The sequence below is a fragment of the Paeniglutamicibacter psychrophenolicus genome, from assembly GCF_030812255.1.
Lineage (GTDB): Bacteria > Actinomycetota > Actinomycetes > Actinomycetales > Micrococcaceae > Paeniglutamicibacter > Paeniglutamicibacter psychrophenolicus_A.
This window is the reverse complement of the sequence record NZ_JAUSSH010000002.1, coordinates 70,494-88,851: the sequence shown is the minus strand read 5'-3', so window position 1 is coordinate 88,851 and position 18,358 is coordinate 70,494. Positions and strand designations below refer to the sequence as shown.

General features: G+C 67.0%; 18 protein-coding genes. 9 read left to right on the top strand and 9 right to left on the bottom strand.

What is annotated here, in order from left to right; all coding sequences use genetic code 11:
- Positions 1-123: 123 nt before the first annotated feature.
- Together J2T21_RS03510 and J2T21_RS03505 are read right to left on the bottom strand one after the other, a co-directional pair.
- Positions 124-1,041, bottom strand: coding sequence for a 2-hydroxy-3-oxopropionate reductase (locus J2T21_RS03510; protein ID WP_307578546.1), 918 nt, complete (start codon positions 1,039-1,041; stop codon positions 124-126).
- A 69-nt stretch (positions 1,042-1,110) separates the two neighbouring features.
- The gene (locus J2T21_RS03505; protein WP_307579531.1) at positions 1,111-1,902 is read right to left on the bottom strand and encodes a hydroxypyruvate isomerase family protein; all 792 of its coding nucleotides are present in this window, start codon (positions 1,900-1,902) and stop codon (positions 1,111-1,113) included.
- A 301-nt stretch (positions 1,903-2,203) separates the two neighbouring features.
- Here J2T21_RS03505 and J2T21_RS03500 point away from each other — a divergent pair, with 301 nt between their 5' ends.
- Both J2T21_RS03500 and J2T21_RS03495 read left to right on the top strand, forming a co-directional pair.
- A complete protein-coding gene (locus J2T21_RS03500) occupies positions 2,204-3,724 on the top strand; it encodes an NCS1 family nucleobase:cation symporter-1 (RefSeq protein WP_307578543.1) in 1,521 nt (506 codons plus the stop codon).
- Positions 3,725-3,773: 49 nt separating this feature from the next.
- On the top strand, positions 3,774-4,520 hold the full coding sequence (locus tag J2T21_RS03495; protein ID WP_307578541.1) for an aspartate/glutamate racemase family protein: 747 nt from the start codon (positions 3,774-3,776) through the stop codon (positions 4,518-4,520).
- Between the two features lie 100 nt (positions 4,521-4,620).
- Here J2T21_RS03495 and J2T21_RS03490 read toward each other — a convergent pair whose 3' ends face one another.
- Both J2T21_RS03490 and J2T21_RS03485 read right to left on the bottom strand, forming a co-directional pair.
- Positions 4,621-5,688 carry an FUSC family protein gene (locus J2T21_RS03490; protein WP_307578539.1) on the bottom strand — a complete coding sequence of 356 codons (1,068 nt, stop codon included), beginning with the start codon at positions 5,686-5,688 and terminating at the stop codon, positions 4,621-4,623.
- Positions 5,689-5,789: 101 nt separating this feature from the next.
- Positions 5,790-6,707 carry a LysR family transcriptional regulator gene (locus J2T21_RS03485; RefSeq protein WP_307578536.1) on the bottom strand — a complete coding sequence of 306 codons (918 nt, stop codon included), beginning with the start codon at positions 6,705-6,707 and terminating at the stop codon, positions 5,790-5,792.
- A gap of 151 nt (positions 6,708-6,858) precedes the next feature.
- Here J2T21_RS03485 and J2T21_RS03480 point away from each other — a divergent pair, with 151 nt between their 5' ends.
- Together J2T21_RS03480 and J2T21_RS03475 are read left to right on the top strand one after the other, a co-directional pair.
- Positions 6,859-7,632 (top strand): formylglycine-generating enzyme family protein, encoded by a 774-nt coding sequence (locus J2T21_RS03480; protein WP_307579529.1) that lies wholly within the window; start codon positions 6,859-6,861, stop codon positions 7,630-7,632.
- Positions 7,633-7,927: 295 nt separating this feature from the next.
- A complete protein-coding gene (locus J2T21_RS03475; protein WP_307578534.1) occupies positions 7,928-8,419 on the top strand; it encodes an FBP domain-containing protein in 492 nt (163 codons plus the stop codon).
- Positions 8,420-8,453: 34 nt separating this feature from the next.
- Here the strand turns inward: J2T21_RS03475 and J2T21_RS03470 are convergent, their stop codons facing one another.
- A complete protein-coding gene (locus tag J2T21_RS03470) occupies positions 8,454-9,062 on the bottom strand; it encodes a GNAT family N-acetyltransferase (RefSeq protein ID WP_307578532.1) in 609 nt (202 codons plus the stop codon).
- 257 nt (positions 9,063-9,319) lie between these two features.
- On the opposite strand from J2T21_RS03470, the gene J2T21_RS03465 reads away from it, so the two are divergent.
- The 4 genes from J2T21_RS03465 to J2T21_RS03450 all read left to right on the top strand — a co-directional run bounded on the left by J2T21_RS03465 (position 9,320) and on the right by J2T21_RS03450 (position 12,036).
- Positions 9,320-9,658 (top strand): helix-turn-helix domain-containing protein, encoded by a 339-nt coding sequence (locus J2T21_RS03465; RefSeq protein ID WP_307578529.1) that lies wholly within the window; start codon positions 9,320-9,322, stop codon positions 9,656-9,658.
- Positions 9,659-9,670: 12 nt separating this feature from the next.
- Positions 9,671-10,522 carry an ImmA/IrrE family metallo-endopeptidase gene (locus J2T21_RS03460; RefSeq protein ID WP_307578527.1) on the top strand — a complete coding sequence of 284 codons (852 nt, stop codon included), beginning with the start codon at positions 9,671-9,673 and terminating at the stop codon, positions 10,520-10,522.
- On the top strand, positions 10,519-11,151 hold the full coding sequence (locus J2T21_RS03455) for a hypothetical protein (protein WP_307578525.1): 633 nt from the start codon (positions 10,519-10,521) through the stop codon (positions 11,149-11,151). Before J2T21_RS03460 ends, J2T21_RS03455 begins: the two co-directional genes overlap by 4 nt.
- A gap of 186 nt (positions 11,152-11,337) precedes the next feature.
- Entirely contained in the window at positions 11,338-12,036 is a 699-nt protein-coding gene (locus J2T21_RS03450; RefSeq protein WP_307578523.1) for a maleylpyruvate isomerase family mycothiol-dependent enzyme, read from the top strand.
- A 92-nt stretch (positions 12,037-12,128) separates the two neighbouring features.
- Here J2T21_RS03450 and J2T21_RS03445 read toward each other — a convergent pair whose 3' ends face one another.
- Genes J2T21_RS03445 through J2T21_RS03430 form a run of 4 tightly spaced genes read right to left on the bottom strand, consistent with a single transcriptional unit; the run spans position 12,129 to position 17,271 of the window.
- Positions 12,129-12,965 carry a bifunctional allantoicase/(S)-ureidoglycine aminohydrolase gene (locus J2T21_RS03445; RefSeq protein WP_307578521.1) on the bottom strand — a complete coding sequence of 279 codons (837 nt, stop codon included), beginning with the start codon at positions 12,963-12,965 and terminating at the stop codon, positions 12,129-12,131.
- The gene (locus J2T21_RS03440; RefSeq protein WP_307578519.1) at positions 12,958-14,235 is read right to left on the bottom strand and encodes a DUF6986 family protein; all 1,278 of its coding nucleotides are present in this window, start codon (positions 14,233-14,235) and stop codon (positions 12,958-12,960) included. The genes J2T21_RS03445 and J2T21_RS03440 overlap by 8 nt, the downstream gene beginning before the upstream one ends.
- Positions 14,232-15,860, bottom strand: a complete 1,629-nt coding sequence (aceB, locus tag J2T21_RS03435; RefSeq protein ID WP_307578517.1) for a malate synthase A — start codon at positions 15,858-15,860, stop codon at positions 14,232-14,234. The genes J2T21_RS03440 and aceB overlap by 4 nt, the downstream gene beginning before the upstream one ends.
- A 22-nt stretch (positions 15,861-15,882) precedes the next feature.
- Entirely contained in the window at positions 15,883-17,271 is a 1,389-nt protein-coding gene (locus tag J2T21_RS03430; RefSeq protein WP_307578514.1) for an NAD-dependent malic enzyme, read from the bottom strand.
- Between the two features lie 222 nt (positions 17,272-17,493).
- Here J2T21_RS03430 and J2T21_RS03425 point away from each other — a divergent pair, with 222 nt between their 5' ends.
- Complete coding sequence (locus J2T21_RS03425; protein ID WP_307578512.1) at positions 17,494-18,258, top strand: IclR family transcriptional regulator; 765 nt, start codon at positions 17,494-17,496, stop codon at positions 18,256-18,258.
- Positions 18,259-18,358 lie beyond the last annotated feature (100 nt).

The window sequence follows — 18,358 nt, the reverse complement described above, 5'->3', positions numbered from 1 at the left end:
GCAGGAAGGGTGTGAAGTTTGGTTGGACCCCTGTGCGCGCGGCGGATGCTGCGCGGCGGTCCGGGTGGTGTGGGCGGCGCGTTTCCCGCATGGGAAGCGATCCGGCGCCGTCGGTGCGAGGGGCTAGTTGGCGGCCACTGGTTCGGCCGGCACGTCTGCGGAACCGCTGAGGCGTTGTACGCCGCGGAAGAGTCCGGAGTGGTCCAGGGCGCCGTCGCCGCTGGCCACGGTGGAGGCCACGAGCTGGGCGACGAGTGCACCGAGCGGAAGCACGACCCCTGCCTCGCGGGCAGCGGAGGTCACGATGCCCATGTCCTTGTGGTGCAGGGCCAGGCGGAAGCCGGGTTCGAAGGACCGGTCAAGGATCTTCTGGCCCTTCTGGTCAAGGACCTTGGAGCCGGCAAGTCCGCCGCCGAGGACCTTCAGGGCGGCGTCGGTGTCCACTCCGTAGGCCTCGAGGAAGACCACGGCCTCGGAGAGGGCCTGGATGTTGGCGGCCACGATCAGCTGGTTGGCCGCCTTGACGGTCTGGCCGGATCCGGCCGGGCCGACCAGCACGATGGTCTTGCCCACGGCGTTGAAGACGGCCTCGGCGGCGGCGAAGTCTTCCGGCTCGCCGCCGACCATGATGGACAGGACGCCGCCGATGGCGCCGGCCTCGCCGCCGGAGACCGGGGCGTCGAGCGGGCGGATGCCGGCGGCGCGGGCCTCTTCGGCCAGGCGGGCGGCGACGTCGGGACGGATGGAGGAGTTGTCGATCCACAGGGCGCCGGCCTTGGCGTGCGCGAAGACGCCGGCCTCGCCGGTGACCACTGCTTCGACGTCCGCGGAATCCGGGACCATGGTGATGACGACGTCGGCGCCGGCCACGGCCTCCGGGATGGAGCCCGCGCCCTGGCCGCCGGCGGCCACCAGGTCCGCGGTCTTTTCCGGGCTGCGGTTGTAGCCGGTGACCTCGAAGCCTGCCTTGGCCAGGTTGATGGCCATGGGCAGGCCCATGATGCCCAGGCCGATGAATGCGATTTTTTGCGTGTTCGACATGCCGTGCTCCTGAAAACTTGTGTGCTGGTGGCTTGGGCGCTGGCGGCCCGGAAGGGTATGGGGTGCGGACTAGGCGGACTGGCGGATGAGCCAGGTGAAGGCCTCCGCGTGGGCGGCCTTGTATTCCAGGGCGACGCCGCCGGCGTAGCCGAGGTCGCGGGAACGGGTGACCCATTCGCCCAGCGGGAGGGTGCCGGTGCCCGGTGCGCCGCGTCCCGGATCGTCGGCGATCTGGATGTGGCCGAATTCGTGGGCGTGGCCCTCGATCAGTGCGCCGACGTCATCGCCGTTGACTGCCAGGTGGTAGAAGTCGGCCAGCAGCTTCACGTTGGAGGCGCCGGCGGCGTGGACCTTGTCCAGGACGAAGAACGCGTCGGCCGAGGTCTTCAGCGGGTAGGCCTCGGAACCGGAGATCGGTTCGAGCAACACCGTTCCACCGATGCGCTCGACGCCCTTGGCGGCCGCGAGAAGGTTCTCGAAGGCCAGCTTGTCCTGCGCCTGGCCGTCGATGCCCGGCTGGCGGTTGCCGTACAGGGCGTTGAAGCCCTTGCAGCCGGTCGCTTCGCCGATGCCGGCGACGACATCGATGTTGGCCAGGAACTCGGATTCGCGTCCGACCCAGGAAACCAGGCCGCGGTCCCCGGCCGGCATGTCGCCGGCAAAGAAGTTCAGGCCCTCGAGCGTGACGCCCGCGTCCTTGATCGAGGCGATGAAGGCATCGACCTCGGAGTCGGAGGGAACCGCGGTGGCAAAAGGCCACCAGAATTCAACGCTGTCAAAGCCCGCGGCCTTCGCCGCAGCGGCACGCTCCAGGAGGGGCAGCTCGGTGAGCAGGATTGAACAGTTGACGGTGTAGGCCATCTTCGACTCCTTCATGGTTCCAACTTCCATATTGTGAAATATGTTTATTGCTTGACGAGAACTGTACCGAGTGGCCTGAGTCACTGTCAAGAAGTGCCTCACGCCAAAACCCTTTCCAGCCGCCGCGCAGCCGATGGCTTTCAACATCCGGCATGGGCGGGAGTGCCCAATATTTCCAGCGCAGGTATTTCCAGAACGTTTCCACCAGGCGAAAACTCTTTTCTTTTACGTGGAACCGTGCCATTATCGTTCAACGCAGTAATTCCCGTCACACCCCCTGTGGTGAAAGGTACGACCAGTCATGACCCATCCAGATGTGCGCACAGCGTCGTCCGTACCAAGCGTGCCGTCGACAGAACTGCACGAGCTGAACCCCCACGGGCTTAGCGCCACGCTCTACAACAGCGACCTCGCTCCCACCACGAAGGCCGGCCGGACCTGGTCCAGCTACAGCATCTTCACGCTGTGGGCCAACGACGTCCACTCGCTTGGCAACTATGCGTTTGCGATCGGGCTCTTCGCCCTCGGCCTGGGTGGCTGGCAGATCCTGGTGGCCCTGGGCTTCGGTGCACTGCTGCTCTTCGGTCTGCTGAACTTCTCCGGGTTCATGGGTGAGAAGACCGGCGTACCGTTCCCGGTCATGAGCCGCATTGCCTTCGGCATCCGCGGGGCACAGATTCCGGCGCTGCTCCGTGGCGGCGTCGCCATCGCCTGGTTCGGTATCCAGACCTACCTGGCCTCCGTGGTCCTGGTGGTCATGGTCCTCGCCGTGGCCCCCGGGGCGTCGGCCCTGAACGACAACCTCTTCCTGGGGCTGTCCACCCTCGGATGGATCTGCTTCGTGTCCCTGTGGGCACTGCAGTTGGTCATCGTCAGCTACGGCATGGAAATGATCCGCAAGTACGAGGCCTTCGCCGGCCCGGTCATCCTTGTCACCATGGGCGCACTGGCCGTGTGGATGTTCACCCAGGCAGGCGGCTCGATCGCCTGGTCCACCGGCGACACCAAGACCGGTGCCGACATGTGGATCGGGATCCTCGGCGGCGGCGCCCTGTGGGTCTCCATCTACGCCACCTTCGTGCTGAACTTCTGCGACTTCACCCGCAGCGCCAAGTCCAAGGGCTCGATCGTGCGCGGCAACTTCTTCGGCATCCCGCTGAACATGCTCCTTTTCGGCCTGATCGTCGTGGTCCTGACCGGTGCGCAGTTCAAGATCGACGGCACCGTCATCGACAGCCCCTCGGACGTCGTCGAAGCCATCCCGAACACCTTCCTGTTGCTGGCGGCCTCTGCCGCACTGCTGATCCTGACCATCGCCGTGAACCTGATGGCCAACTTCGTCGCCCCGATCTACGCGCTGACGAACCTTTTCCCGAAGCACCTGAACTTCCGCCGCGCCGGCATCATCTCCGGTGTCATCGGACTGCTGATCCTGCCGTGGAACCTCTACAACTCCCCCGCGGTCATCACCTACTTCCTCGGCGGCCTGGGCGCCCTGCTCGGCCCGCTGTTCGGCATCATCATGGCCGACTACTGGATCCTGCGCCGTTCCAGGATCAACATCCCGGACCTGTACCGGGCCAATCCCGAGGGCACGTACCACTTCACCCGCGGCGTGAACTTCCGCGCCATCATCGCCCTGGGCGTCTCGGCCGTCGCGGCCCTGGTCCTGGCCTTCAACCCGGCGCTGCATGCCGTCTCGGCCTTCGCCTGGTTCATCGGCTCCGGCCTCGGTGCCGTCGTCTACCTGGCCATTGCCAAGCGCGGCCAGGTACACGAGGATGTCAGCGGCGAGCACATCGCCGTCGCCCCCACCCACTAGGGCAGCTGCCCCCACGTCAGATCCACCGCTACACAGGAGCATTCCCCCCATGCGCATACTGGTCCTCAACGTCAACACCACCGCGTCCATGACCCGCTCGATCGGCGACTCGGCCCGCTCGGCGGCCTCCCCGGGCACCGAAATCATCGAGCTCACGCCCAACTTCGGAGCGGATTCCTGCGAGGGAAACTTTGAGAGCTACCTCGCGGCGATCGCCGTGATGGACAAGGTCGTGAACTACACCGAACCGTACGACGCGGTCATCCAGGCCGGCTACGGCGAACACGGCCGCGAGGGCCTGCAGGAACTGCTCGACGTCCCGGTCGTGGACATCACCGAGGCCGCGGCCTCCACCGCGCAGTTCCTGGGCCACAAGTACTCCGTTGTCACCACGCTGGACCGCACGGTGCCGCTGATCGAGGACCGGCTGAAGCTGGCCGGGCTCACCGACCGCTGCGCCTCGGTCCGCGCCAGCGGGCTGGGCGTGCTCGAGCTCGAGTCCGACCCCGAGCGTGCCGTGGCCGCCATCGTGGAGCAGTCGCGCCAGGCGGTGGAGATCGACAAGGCCGAGGTCATCGTGCTCGGCTGCGGCGGCATGGCGGAACTTGAGGCCAAGGTCGCCGAGGCGACCGGAGTGCCGATCGTCGACGGCGTCCGCGCCGCGGTGACCATCGCCGAGTCGCTGGTGCGCCTGGGGCTGAGCACCTCCAAGGTGCGCACCTACGCGACCCCGCGGCCCAAGGTCGTCACCGGCTGGCCGATCACCCAGGCAGACGTCAAGGTCGAGATTTCCTAGCTCCGGAACCGCAAAGGTTCATGGCAATGGCGTTCATTCCCGCTCGGGAATGGACGCCATTGCCAATGTTGCGCCTGGCGCCTCCCCCGAGCCATCGGCCTCAGCTGCCGCGCAGCGCCCGCGGCTCGCGGATGCACAGGGCAACCAGCACCCCGGCCGCGGCCCCGACCATCGTCTCCACGGCCCGGTCGGCCATGAGGACGCCGGGATCGGTCGGGGAGGCCAGATACGTCATCACCAGGATCAGCGGCGTGAAGAAGACCAGCGCCAGCCCGTAGTGGCGGGCCATGAACAACTCGGAGGGGAACTGCAGCACGACCACCGCCAGCCCCAGGAGCATGATGGGAGGCTGCGGCAGCAGGATCAGTGCGGTCATCCCGACCCCGGCCAGCGTTCCCACGACGCGGTGGATGCCGCGGACGATGCGCGCCCCAAGGGTCTCTGCGGCCAGCGGAACCGCGCCGGCGGCCATCGCCCAGTAGGGGTGCCCGATGCCCGACAGGATTCCCGCGGCCCCGGCGGTGCCCACGGCCAGGACGTAGCGCAGGGCGTGGACCAGGATCGCCGGCGAGATGACCGGTTCGACCGGTCGGACGGCGCCGGGCACCCAGTTCCGCGACCCCATCCACCCGGCAAACCCGACCAGCACGGCGAACAGTGCCGAACCAAGGCAAATGAGTGTGGCGCACCACCACGGCACGGCGAGCGGAACCGAGGCGCAGGCCCCCAGGGCGAAGATGCAGAAGAAGGGGCCGCCGGGCTTGAGCCTGTACTTGTCGGCAATGATCGAGACCACGCCCGCAACCAGCGCCTCGAGCGCCACCAGCGTCCACGGACCGACGTGCGCCGCTGCCAGACCGATGCCGATCACGGTCCCGCCCACGAGGAGCACCGCGGCCTGTCCCTGGTGGATGACCCGCAGCTGGTGCGGCTCGTTCCTGCCGTACATGCCGACGAAAGCCCCAAAGACCGCGTAGATGACCAGGTCCGGCCGGCCGATTGCCAGCAGGGCCAGCGAGGGGACGGCAACACCCAGTGCCACGCGCCAGGCGGCCGGCCGGTCGCCCTGCGCCGGACCCATGGCCAGAAGCGCGCGTGGATCGAGCGCCCCGAAGGCCACAGCCCCGCCACGTGATTCGGTGGCCCGTGGCCCCGCCATCCTTGCCATTGCGTCTCCCGCACCTTGGGGCACCGTGCCCCGGAGTCAACTGTGCGCGGTTCCGGCCCTAGGCGTCAAAGAGGCAAAGACAATGTTCTTATAGGCGCTGGCTATCGTGATTTTTCGCCCGGGAGGTGCTCAAGGAACGTGAGATCGGTTGATTCCGCCACTGACAGCAAGGCGCGGACCAACACCGGAGCGGGGTCGCGGGCCAGGGTCACCAACCCGACCGGCACGGAGCGCCGGGGAGAAACCAACGGCACGGCCTGCAGATTGGCCGAGACCCCGAAGAGATGCAGCCAGGCCGCGGGCACGATCGTCGACCACGAGCCCGTCTGCACGTGCGCGAAGAGCGAGGCCACGGAGTCGGTTTCGAGCCGGGGCGCGGGAACGGCCCCCACCTCGGCAAAGACCCCGTCCAGGCGCCGCCGGCCCTGCATGCTCGGGGCCAGCAGGCACAGCGGCAGGGCCGCCGCCTGCGCCCAGGTCGCGGAGGACGCCGTCATGGCACCCCTGGAGGTCAGCAGCACATGGCGTTCCAGGTACAGCGGGAGAACGCGGAATTCCTCCGGCACCGGATCCTGGATATAGGTGATGCCCGCATCGATCTCGAAGGACCGCAGCTTGCCCAGGACGTCTTGGGAGGTCAGGTCGGAGACCACCTGGACGGAGGCCCGGGGATGGAGCCCGCAGAAGGGTGCGTTCAGCAGCGACACCGCGATCGAGGCGGTGGGAACGGAGCCGAAGCGCAGCTGGCCGGAGACCCCGGTGCGCATGGCGGCGATTTCGTCGTTCATGGCGTCCCGGTCCGCAAGGATCCGATGTGCCCAGGTGACGAGCTCCTGGCCCTCGGCGGTCAGGCCCTCGAACTTGTTGCCGCGGCGAATCAGGGGAACATCCAGTTCCTTTTCCAGCTTCCGGATCCCCTCCGAGAGGGCGGGCTGGGAGACCGAGCAGGATTGGGCGGCACGCACGAAGTGCCGCTCGCGCGCGAGGGCGACCATGTACTCGAGTTGCCGGATGAACATGCCTCCGGTCTACAGCATCGCGACCCGCCGCGCTACTTCCCCGGCGGTGCGCCCATTGGATGACGTGCGCTCGCGATCCATTCCGTTCCAGCCCGTGGGGTCATCTGCGACCGACCGCTATCCCGTTCCCCGCATCCCGGGGCATGATCGAATCGTGGAGATTCCCCTGGCCTCGATCCCGTCCGGAAGCATTCGCATGCGCGATGCCCGTTCCGAGGTGGTTCGCGAGGTGCACTTGCGCCCCTTCGAACTCGGCAACACGCATGTCACCGGCGACCAATGGGCGCAAGTCCCGGACCTGAACCCGAGGTGCCGGCCGGGATCGAGCGTTCCGATGCATCCGGTGACCTGGTTTGATGCGGTGCGCTGGTGCAATGCCGCTTCCCTCTTGGCGGGGCTCGAGCCCGCCTACACTTTCGGCGCCGATACCGTCTTCTGGAACGTGGCGGCCGAGGGCTACCGGCTCCCCACGGAAGCCGAATGGGAGTTTGCCGCCCGCGCCGGAACGAGCACCCCGACGCATGGGCCGCTGGCTGACATCGCCTGGACCTCGGCCGACGGCCTCGATGGCCCGCAAGCGGTCGGGGGCAAGCAGCCCAACGGCTTTGGCCTGTTCGACATGATCGGCAATGCCTGGGAGTGGTGCTGGGACTACGCGGACACCGCCCGCTACGGCGACTACCGGAGCCTGCGCGGCGGCGGCTGGGACGACAAGGCCTGGAGCTGCCGGGCATCGGTGCGCCGCGGCAGTGCACCCGACGCCGTGCTGGAGGACGTCGGCTTCCGGGTGGCCCGCGGGGCCGTCGGCGAGCGTGGCGCGAGAGCCGCCCAGGGCTGGTCCGCCGAGGCTGATCGGCAACGCGCCGATATCCGCAGCCCGCTTCCCCTCGGATGGACCCCGTTGCGGAGCCTGCTGCGCGACTGACCGCGTCCCGACGGACACCCGTTGCGCGGGCGTATACTTTTTCCCATGTCCATCACGATCTCGACCCAGCTGCCCCGCGGGCGTTCGGGGGTAGCCGGCGTCTTTTTCGCCGGCTCGAGATAGGGCTGTCCGCTTTCGGTGATTTTTTGCGCCCCCGTGGCGCGCCCGCATCCGCTGCAGGTTTTTCGCGCTTTCCTGCGCCTCTGCACCGGCGGAACGCGTAAACCCACCCCGAACGTGCCCCCTCGCCCGCGCTGCGGCGAAGCGGCGGCAAGACAGTCAGGACCTTTTCTCCATGCTCCCCCTCATCGAACAACAAATCCGCGCCTCCTTCATCAACGCCTCGCTGCGCGAGCGCAAGGCCATCACCCTCCCGGAAAACTTCGGCTCCCTGGACTGGGACAACCTTGAATTCCTGGGGTGGCGGGATCCGAAACTGCCGCTGGTCGGCTACGTCGTCACCTCCCTGGGCGATGCACCCGTGGGCATCATGTTCCGCAAGGCCGAGGGCAAGATCCGCAACCGCCCCCAGTGCTCGTGGTGTGAAGACGTTGACCTGCCCAACGACGTGCTGTTCTTCAACGCCAAGGCCGGCGGGCAGGCGGGTCGCGACGGCGACACCATCGGCCTTTTGGTATGTGCCAACTTCGAATGCTCCGCCAATGTCCGCATGATGAAGTCGTTGCCGTACATCGGCTTTGACCGCGAGGCCGAAGTGCACCGGCGCATCAACGTGCTGCAGGAACACGTGTTGAACTTCGCCCGGCGCGTGCGCGACGGCGAATAGCGGCATTGGAAGCGGTCTCCCGCGGAAGACGCAGTTATCCGCGGGAGACCAGCCATTCAAGAACCTCGGGCTCCAGCTCCCGGTCGGCCAGGATGAGTCGCGTGGGCGCGGCTCCCCCCGCGGCTGCCACTGTCTGCACAGTCGCCGGGCCTTCCCACCTCAGCTGCAGCCCTGCCTTCTGCGCGACCCTGGCCGAGGGGGCGTTGGTGGATAGCACCCTGGCTATGACCGGAACTTCTTTACTGGTGGCTCGGGCGCGTTCGACCGCGTACGTGGCCAGCTCGGTGGCGAACCCGTGCCCCCAGCAGGCCGGGTCCAATCTGTAGCCCAGGTTCCAGATCTCGGTCCCGGCACCCGTCTGGATCAGGTTCACTCCCCCGGTCCCGAGCAGCTGGCTGGGTGCCAGGCCCGGAAGGCCTTGAGCGTTTCCCAGGCGGACGACCCAGGCGGCAAGCCCGTTGGACTTCCACCCCGCGTGGAACATTGCCAACAAGGCAGCGGTCTGGTCCGGGTCCGTGACCAGCGCCTCGGGAAGGTGCGACCAGGTGCGAGGGTCGTTGGCGATGGCAAACACCTCGTCCACATCGCCGGTTGAGGGCCTGTCGAGTATCAGCCGTCGTGTCATCTCCACCGTTTGAGTCACTCCCCCAACATACCGGCGGAGAACACCACGGAGGTTTAGGCCGGGTCCTGTCGATCGAAATTGATGGTTGCCGGGAGCCCCGGCGGGCATCGAACCATATGTGCCACAAGCTGTGGCGCATATGGTGTGAGGTCGCCGATTCCCCGGGATATCCCTGGCACGGGAACCAGGGGTTCAACTATACTGAATCAGTAGGGGCATTAATGATTCAAAGAGTTTTTGACAACCACGAAAGCGCGAAGGCGAGGTGCATGGCCATGACGACAGCAAAAGACATCGGGGCGCTCATCGCCGAAGCCATGCGCGGCGCGAACCTGAGCCAACGCGCCCTGGCCGACCAAACGGACATCTCACAATCGACGATCTCCCGGATCCTGTCGGGGGAACGCTTGGCAAAAATGCCCGAGATCATCCAGATCGCATGGGCGACGGGGCGCACCGTTGCCCAACTCAGCGGCATGCGCACGCTCCCGGACCGGGTCCAGTGCGCCGCCCGGGCAACCGACGGATCGGACATGAACCGCATGCGCGGGGCCCTGCTCAACTTCCTGGAACTGGACGAGTACCTCGACCGCCAAGGCATCCAGGCCTCCTAAGGACCTTTCACCATGAGACCCACGGAAGAAGCATTCACGGCGGCGGCACAATTCCGTGAACACCACCGCCTGGGCCTGCAGCCCCTCGGAGACCTGGTTTCGCTGATCGAACAGGCCACCGGCATCGACGTGGCCGTGCTGGATGTCGATGACACACACGAGCATGGGTTGACCGTGCGGGACCCCGAACGCGACGTCATGTTCATGGGAGTCGCAAGGTCCCCCCACCCCATGCGCCAGCGCAGCACGCTGGCCCACGAGCTGGCCCACCTCGTTTTCAACGACTGGGCCGACTACGGCGGGGGCAACTGGGATCGCCGCAGCCACGGGGAAATGCGTGCCGACGCCTTTGCAGGACACCTGCTCATTCCGCGCAAGGGCCTGCGCGAGTACCTCGATGGCCGCCTCGTGGATGATCCGGCCGTGCTCTCGGACGTGGTGCAATGGTTCCTGGTTTCTCCCCAGATGGCACTTATCGCCATGGCCGAGATGAATCTGGTCGATGCCGCCACGAAAGATGCCTGGTGGCAGTACTCGACACCGCGGCTTGCCGCCCAATTTGGCTGGGCCGACCAGTACCAGGCACTGCAAATGCAGTCGCAAAAGAGCCGGGCACCGCAAAAGCTCCTGCGGCGAGCCATTGCCGGCTACCGGGATTCGGTGGTCTCGGCGCAGGCAATTGCAACGCTGCGCGGGATCGAGGCTGCCGACGCCAAGCGTGAGCTTCGCGAGGCGGGCATCATCCCCGTATCCCACGATGACAGCCTCGATGACGACATCCAGGTGCCAACGGTGCCCTGGGACTTGCCCGAACTCGACGAGTTCGGGGGCCCGGGGCCGGGAGCCGGACAGGACGAGACTTGACGGCACACCGACCGGTCATCGATGCAGGACCCGCGCTCAACTTCTTCTCCATCAACAAGCAGCGCCTGCTCATCGGTGTGCTCGGGCCGCTCTGTGCGCCCGAGACGGTGCGCGACGAGGTCCTGCGCAAGGCGAATCGGGAAGAAGGCCGTTTTGGGCATGCCTCGGTTGTCTGGTCGAGGCTGGGCCAATACATGCAGATCCTGTCCGACGAGTGGACCGATGAGTTGGCACGGGCGGTCACCGACGTCGCCGGGATGCCCATGGCCGACCGCATGAAGACCGGCAAGGACCTCGGGGAGATCATGGTCATCGCCCACGCACTGGTCGCAGCCAAGGCCGGCGCAGAGGTCACCGTCCTGATTGATGACGGTGCCGGGCGGCAGCTTGCCAGCGTCCAGCGCAGCCGCTTGAAGCGCCTGCGCGAGGCGGGGAACCCGCGCGTGGGCAGGATCGCGCTGGTCGGCACCGTCACAGTCCTGAAGTTGGCCGCGCAGCACGGACTGGTTGCCGGCAAGGGGGAAATGCGGGAGATCTACACCCGGCTCAGGTGCCTCGATGACGGCTTGGTTCCGATCGAACGCAGCGGGCTGTTGGACGCCGGGCTTTGGCACAAGCCGTATCCGTAGGCCTGCATCCGGGCACCGTCCCGGATCCTTCATCGTGCCGGCCAGCGCACGCGCCGCGCGTCAATGCTAGCCCTCCGAGATGCCCTCCGCGGAAGCCCAACGGACACAGAGATATGAGTTGATAGCGGTTGCCTATGGATCGATTTGCGGAGCAAAAAGACGCTTGCGCGTTGGTATGGTGTCCACATGATCAACCCCGCCCGCTTGCACTCTGACCTCTCCCGCCTCGGCCGCGAAACCTCCATGATGCTGGCAACGATTGAGACCCTGTCCGCCGATGAAATGGCCGCACCATCGCTGTGCGAGGGCTGGAGCAGGGCAGATGTCATCGCCCACCTCGCCTCCAACGGCCGTGCCCTGGTGAAGCTCATCGACTGGGCCACCACCGGGGACGAGCAGCAGCTCTACGCATCGCCCGAGGCCCGCGCCGAGGAGATCGCTGCCCTCGCGGCACTCCCCGGCCACGAACTGGTCGAGAAATTCCGAACCTCCGCCGAATTCTTCGCCGAGCAGACCGAACGCCTGACCGGCCAGCTCGCCGTCGAAGAGGTGGACCTGCACGGCAAGGTCATCCCCGCCACCTCCATTGTGGCGCTGCGCATCGCCGAAATCGTCGTCCACCACCAGGACCTGGACACCGCTTGGACCATCGCGGAGGCCGACCCGGATTCCCAGTTGGACGCCGTCGAGGCCGCGGTGCGCACTATGCGGGCCAAGAACGCCCCGGGCATGACCCTGGTGACCGAGGAAGGCGATACGTGGGTCATCGGCGACGGTGCCCTGCGCGTGGAATCCGACCGCGAGGGCATGCTCGAATGGCTTTCCCGCGGACAGGGACGGCACGTCGAAGCCAACGGGGAACTGCCGGTGCTGCCCGCCTGGTAGGCACGGCCCGAATCCGGAGAGCAAAAAAGCCGGGTACACGCGAATCCAGGAAGATTGGATTCGCGTACACCCGGCTTTGGCCTTTTGCGGGACTACAGCGCGATCTGGCGGTTCTGGTCCTTGTAGAGCAGGTAGCGGAAGTTTGACGGTCCACCGGCGTAGCAGGCCTGCGGGCAGAAGGCGCGCAGGGACATGTAGTCCCCTTCCTCGACCTCAACCCAGTCCGCGTTCAGGCGGTAGACGGCCTTGCCCTCGAGCACGTACAGGCCGTGCTCCATCACGTGGGTCTCGGCGAACGGGATCGATGCGCCCGGTTCGAAGGTCACGATGTTCACGCCGAAGTCGAATGCCACGTCCTCCGGGTCAAGCATGCGCGTGGTGCGCCACTTGCCGTCGGTTTCAGGCATGGCACCCTGTGCCATGTCCTTCTCGTTGCCGAAGACCGGGCCCGGGGCGGCGACGCCGGCCAGGACCTCGTAGCGCTTGCGGATCCAGTGGAAGGTGGCAACCTCGACGCCGTTGTTGTGCGCCGACCAGGTGGCACCCGCCGGGGCGAAGGCGAAGCCGCCTTCTTCCAGGGTCTGGGTCTGCCCGTTGATGGTCACGGTCAGTGCACCTGCGACCACGAAGAGGAAGGACTGGACCTCGGCCTGCGGCTCCGGCTTCTCCGAGCCGCCGCCGGGGGAAACCTCGACGATGGACTGGGCGAAGGTGGTCGCCCCGCCGGCGACCGGGCGGTTCAGCACCCAGGCACGGGTTCCGGTCCATTCCGGGAAGACGGAGGTGACGATGTCGCGCAGCACGCCGCGCGGGATCACCGTGTACGCCTCGGTGACGATGGCGCGGTCCGTCAGCAGGTCGGTCTGCGGCGGGTGCCCGCCGTAGTTGGAGTAGTAGCTTGCATCGGCTCGGGTCTGGATCTTAGACATGTGAATCCTCCGTCTGTGTTGCTCGCGCAAGCGCGATTGCTTCTAGGGTGGTCAATGAAATTTCTGCCTGCTCGGTGATTTCCCCACCCGTCAACGCACCGCAGATCAGCCCGCGGCGGATGAAGTTGGCCAGCGCCTTCGCGGTGGCCGGCTCGTCCATGATGGCCGATTCGACCTTGTGGACGTAGTTGCGCAGGCGCACCGCCGCGGCGGCAAAGCCCTCGCGGTAGAACGCGTAGGTCGCCAGGTAGCGGGTGGCCAGCTGGTGGGCGTGCAGGTCCCAGCCCTGGTAGATGCCGCGTTCCAGGTGGCGGCGCACCAGACGGGCATGCAGCGCCCAGGCAGCCTCGACCTGATCAGCCTCGCCGAGGGGCAGGATGTTGGTCGAGCCGTCGGAGAGGTGCACACCGGTGCCGGCAACGGCCACCTGCATGACGTTCTTGGCGTAGTCCGCTGCCGGGTGCTCCATCGACTGGTAGGCCGCGGCAATGCCGAGCGAGGCCGAGTAGTCGTAGGTGCCGTAGTGCAGCGAGGAAACGCGGCCCTTCCCGGCGTGGATCAGTGCCGCGGAGGGCACCGTGCCATCGGCGGCGAGGATCAGCTGCGGGGTTTCCATCTGCACCTCGAAGCGCAGGCGTCCGGCCGGCAGGCCGTGGGCGGCCTCGAGCTGCTCGCAGACGAAGACCATGGCCTTCACCTGGGCGACGGTGGTGACCTTCGGAAGGGTCAGCACCAGGCCCTCGGGCAGCTCGCCGGCACGCGCCAGCGTGGAGACGAACAGGTCAAGGGTGCGCAGCCCGCGGGCCCGGGTGGGCGCCTCGAAGCACTTGAAGCGGATGCCGATGAACGGCGGGGCCGTTCCCTCGGCAACGGCCTGGGTGACCAGCTGCGCGGCCTTGATGACGGCGGCGTCCTCGATGTCGTCCCCGGGATCCCCATAGCCGTCCTCGAAGTCAAGGCGCAGGTCCTCGATGGGCTCGCGCTCCAGCTTCGCGGCGACCAGCTCGGCCAGCTCGCCGGGCTGGGACAGGCCCAGCCGTCCGGCCAGGGCCGCCAGGCCGGCGGTGCCGCCGGCCTTTTCCAGCGCCGCCGCGCCCATGGCTGCGGGCAGCTCGGGGGTGTAGCGGTCGGCCGGGATGTAGAGCGTGTGGATCGGCTGGCGGACCCCGGAGTCCCCCGGGTAGCCCTTGCTCAGCAGCTCGTCGGTGGCCGCGAGGTCGCGCTCAACGGTTGCCAGGGTCTCGGCGCCAAGCACGCCGCCGGCACTCACTTCGACACCAGTTCGGTGCTCAGCAGGCGGTAGGCCGGAAGGGTGAGGAAGTCTTCGAAGTCCTCGTCGCGGCCGGAGACCAGGCGGCCGATCAAATCGGCTGCCGGTGCGTAGTACGCCTTGAAGGCCTTCTCGTCGTTGACCTCGGCACGCAGCTTGGCAACCTGCACCTCGAGGGCCTTGGCGACCAGCTCGGCGGTGATGGTGTTGCCGGTGTCCGCGGCGACGACCTTGTTGTGGATCTGCTGCCAGATCTGCGAACGCGAGATCTCGGCGGTTGCCGCATCCTCCATGAGGTTGTGGATGGCCACCGCGCCGGTGCCCGAGAGCCACACGGCGGTGTAGGCCACCGCCACGTAGAGGTTGGTGTTGAGCCCGGCCTCGGTGACCGAGCCCGGTGCGGAGGCAACATCGAGCAGCTGTGCGGCGGTCACGTTGACCTCCGGGCGCTGCCGGTCGATCTGGTTGGGCTTCTCCCCCAGCACGGAGTCGAAGACCTCCACGCAGACCGGGACCAGGTCCGGGTGTGCGACCCAGGAGCCGTCGAAGCCGTCGTTGGCCTCGCGGGTCTTGTCCGCACGGACCTTCTCGAAGGCCGCTGCGGTGACCTCGGGTTCGCGGCGGTTCGGGATGACCGCGGCCATGCCGCCCATCGCGAAGGCTCCGCGCTTGTGGCAGGTGGCCACCAGCAGTTCGGTGTAGGCGCGCATCATCGGGGCGGTCATTGCCACGTCGGCGCGGTCGGGCATGATGAACGCGTCGCCGGCCTCGCGGAAGTACTTGATGATGGAGAAGAGGTAGTCCCAGCGCCCGGCGTTCAGGCCCGAGGCGTAGTCGCGCAGCTCGTAGAGCATCTCGTCCATCTGGAATGCGGCGGTGATGGTCTCGATGAGCATGGTGGCGCGCACCGTGCCGTGTTCGATGCCCAGCTCGGCCTCGGCGAAGGAGAACACGTCGTTCCACAGGCGGGACTCGAGGTGGGACTCCATCTTGGGCAGGTAGTAGAACGGGCCCTGGCCCTTTTCCGAAAGCACACGCGCGTTGTGGAAGAAGTGCAGGCCGAAGTCGACCAGTGCGCCGACGGCTTGTTCGCCGTTGATGAGCACGTTGGCCTCGGGCAGGTGCCAGCCGCGTGGGCGGACCACGACGGTGGCCAGCGGTGCGTCGGTGCGCAGCGCGTAGGACTTGCCGTTGCCCGCGTCCTCGAAGGACAGGGTGCCGGCGGCGGCGTCGGTGAGGTTCACCAGGGCGTCGATGACGTTGTGCCAGGTCGGGGTCGAGGCGTCTTCGAGGTCCGCGAGCCAGACCTTGGCGCCGGAGTTCAGGGCGTTGATGGCCATCTTGGCAGGGGTGGCCGGGCCGGTGATTTCCACGCGGCGGTCCTGCAGCGCTGCAGGGGCCGGGGCGACCTTCCAGTCGCCGTTGCGGATTTCCGCGGTGGCCGGGTCGAAGTCCAGGGTGCCGGTCTTGACTACCTCGGCGCGCGCGGCAACGCGCGCCTCGAGGAGCGTCTCGCGGGTGGAGGCGAACTTTTCGTGCAGCTTCTGCACGAAGGCCAGGGCCGCGGGGGAAAGGATCTCATCGGCCTTGGCAACGGCCGGGGTGTGGGTCAGGGTGATGCTCATGGTGGTGGACCAGACTTTCTTGCTACTTGTTTTTCGCGGCCGCGGTGGCAACGGCCTGGGCAACGTCTGCGGCCACATGCGGGTCGAAGACGGAGGGAATGATGAAGCCGGGGTTAAGTTCATCTTGGCTGACGCGGGCGGAAATGGCATCGGCTGCGGCCAACAACATTTCGTCGGTGATGTCTGCAACGCGGGCATCGAGCAGGCCGCGGAAGAAGCCCGGGAATGCCAGCACGTTGTTGATCTGGTTCGGGAAGTCCGAACGGCCCGTGGCAACCACTGCTGCGTGGCGTCCGGCGGCGATCGGATCGACCTCCGGGTCCGGGTTGGCCATGGCAAAGACGATGGCGTCCTTGTTCATGGCTGCGATGTCGGCCTCGTCCAGGACGTTCGGTGCCGAAACACCGATGAAGACATCGGCCCCGACAACGGCTTCCTTGAGCGTTCCGGTGAATTGCTCCGGGTTGGTGTTCTCGGCGAGCCACTGGCGGTGCGGGTCGGAGGAGACATCCGCGGCACTGATCGCTCCGTTGCGGCCTGCGGCAATGATGTTCTTCGCGCCGCGTGCGGCCAGCAGCTGGATGATGGCGTTGCCGGCGGCGCCGACGCCGGAGACGACGATGCGGACCTGGTCGATCTGCTTGCCGACCACCAGCAGTGCGTTGGTCAGGGCGGCCAGGGTGACGATGGCGGTGCCGTGCTGGTCGTCGTGGAAGACCGGGATGTCCAGTTCCTCGCGCAGCCGGGCCTCGATCTCGAAGCAGCGCGGGGCCGCGATGTCCTCGAGGTTCACCCCTCCGTAGACCGGGGCGAGGGCCTTGACGATCATGATGATCTCCTCGGTGTCCTGGGTGTCCAGGCAGACCGGCCAGGCATCGACGTTGGCGAACTGCTTGAACAGCGCCGCCTTGCCCTCCATGACCGGAAGGGCCGCGGCCGGGCCGATGTTGCCCAGGCCCAGGACGGCCGAGCCGTCGGTGACCACGGCGATGGTGTTGCGCTTGATGGTGAGGTTGCGGGCATCCTCGGGGTTCTCGGCGATGGCCATGCACACGCGGGCCACACCCGGGGTGTAGGCGCGGGAGAGGTCGTCGCGGTTGCGCAGGGCGACCTTCGGGACGACCTCGAGCTTGCCGCCCAGGTGCATCAGGAAGGTGCGGTCGGAAATATTTCGGACGGTGACGCCCTCGAGGTCGTTCAGCGCATCGCGGACGACCTGTCCGTGGTCGGCGTCGGTGGTGTTGCAGCTGACGTCGACGACCATGGTGTCGTGGCCGGACTCGGCCACGTCCAGTGCCGTGATGGAGCCGCCTGCGCGGCCGACCGCGGCAGCCAATTCGGTGGTCGCCGTAATGGAGACGGGCGTTTCAACACGCAACGTCACTGAGTAGCCTGGGCTTGGAACAGCCATTTCGTCCTCCTGTAAATGTTTCCGTATAGTGGATACTATTATCTACTCAGTGAAATTACAAGCCTACTTGTGGACTGCGTCACTAGATTTTCCACGAAAACTTCCGGATTGCGGAAAAGTTGGCCCCGGCTCCGGTAACGTAAGGCCTAACAACCCACCCGTTTGCGGGATCGCCGGACCGGGAATCCCCCTCCGCGGACCACCGACATCAGGAGCACCTCCATGGCCGAAACAAAGACGACACCGGGCGTCCAGTCCGTCGAGCGCGCATTCGAGCTGCTCGAACTCATTGGCCGGGCCGGCGGAGAGGCCGCACTGAGCGAACTTGCCGTGGACACCCCGCTCCCGCTGCCCACCATCCACCGGCTGCTGCGCACCCTGGTCGGAATCGGCTACGTGCGCCAGCTGAACAACCGCCGCTACGCCCTTGGCCCGCGGCTGATCCGCCTCGGCGAAGTCGCCAACCGCCAACTGGGCGCCCTGTCCACGCCCATTCTCCAGACCCTGGTGAACGAACTGGGCGAATCGGCCAGCATCGCGGTGCTCGACGGCGACATGGTCACCTACATCTCCCAGGCCCAGTCGCCGCACGCCATGCGCATGATCACCGAGGTCGGACGCCGCTCCTCGCTGCACGGCACGAGCGTGGGCAAGGCCATCCTGGCGGTGCTGGACAACGACCGGGTCCAGCGGCTGGTCAACCAGGCCGGCATGCCCGCCCACACGCCCAAGACCATCACAACCATGCACCAGCTCTTCGACGAGCTCGAGGCGGTCCGCGCCCGCGGCTACGCCATCGACGAGGAAGAGCAGGAACTGGGCGTGCGCTGCCTGGGCATGTCGGTCCCGGGCGCGCCGACGCCGATGGCCATCTCCGTATCCGGGCCCGTCACCCGCGTGACCGACGAGTTCACCTCCCGGGCCATACCGCACCTGCGCGCGGCCACGGCCCAGCTTTCCGCAGCCCTGGCCGTCACCGCGGGCTAAGTCCGGCGCAGGCACCACAAGGCGGTCCGGCCGGAGGCGGGGAACCTGGTTCCCTGCCTCCGGCCGGACCGCCTTGGAGCTCAACGCGATGGCAGTGCCC

What these genes read in the sequence shown, in the direction of transcription:
- J2T21_RS03445 (WP_307578521.1), bottom strand. Translation starts at nt 12,965, where the DNA reads ATGTCTAAGATCCAGACCCGAGCCGATGCAAGCTACTACTCCAACTAC.
- J2T21_RS03510 (WP_307578546.1), bottom strand. Translation starts at nt 1,041, where the DNA reads ATGTCGAACACGCAAAAAATCGCATTCATCGGCCTGGGCATCATGGGC.
- aceB (WP_307578517.1), bottom strand. Translation starts at nt 15,860, where the DNA reads ATGAGCATCACCCTGACCCACACCCCGGCCGTTGCCAAGGCCGATGAG.
- J2T21_RS03475 (WP_307578534.1), top strand. Translation starts at nt 7,928, where the DNA reads ATGCTCCCCCTCATCGAACAACAAATCCGCGCCTCCTTCATCAACGCC.
- J2T21_RS03495 (WP_307578541.1), top strand. Translation starts at nt 3,774, where the DNA reads ATGCGCATACTGGTCCTCAACGTCAACACCACCGCGTCCATGACCCGC.
- J2T21_RS03465 (WP_307578529.1), top strand. Translation starts at nt 9,320, where the DNA reads ATGACGACAGCAAAAGACATCGGGGCGCTCATCGCCGAAGCCATGCGC.
- J2T21_RS03505 (WP_307579531.1), bottom strand. Translation starts at nt 1,902, where the DNA reads ATGGCCTACACCGTCAACTGTTCAATCCTGCTCACCGAGCTGCCCCTC.
- J2T21_RS03425 (WP_307578512.1), top strand. Translation starts at nt 17,494, where the DNA reads ATGGCCGAAACAAAGACGACACCGGGCGTCCAGTCCGTCGAGCGCGCA.
- J2T21_RS03490 (WP_307578539.1), bottom strand. Translation starts at nt 5,688, where the DNA reads ATGGCAAGGATGGCGGGGCCACGGGCCACCGAATCACGTGGCGGGGCT.
- J2T21_RS03460 (WP_307578527.1), top strand. Translation starts at nt 9,671, where the DNA reads ATGAGACCCACGGAAGAAGCATTCACGGCGGCGGCACAATTCCGTGAA.
- J2T21_RS03430 (WP_307578514.1), bottom strand. Translation starts at nt 17,271, where the DNA reads ATGGCTGTTCCAAGCCCAGGCTACTCAGTGACGTTGCGTGTTGAAACG.
- J2T21_RS03500 (WP_307578543.1), top strand. Translation starts at nt 2,204, where the DNA reads ATGACCCATCCAGATGTGCGCACAGCGTCGTCCGTACCAAGCGTGCCG.
- J2T21_RS03485 (WP_307578536.1), bottom strand. Translation starts at nt 6,707, where the DNA reads ATGTTCATCCGGCAACTCGAGTACATGGTCGCCCTCGCGCGCGAGCGG.
- J2T21_RS03450 (WP_307578523.1), top strand. Translation starts at nt 11,338, where the DNA reads ATGATCAACCCCGCCCGCTTGCACTCTGACCTCTCCCGCCTCGGCCGC.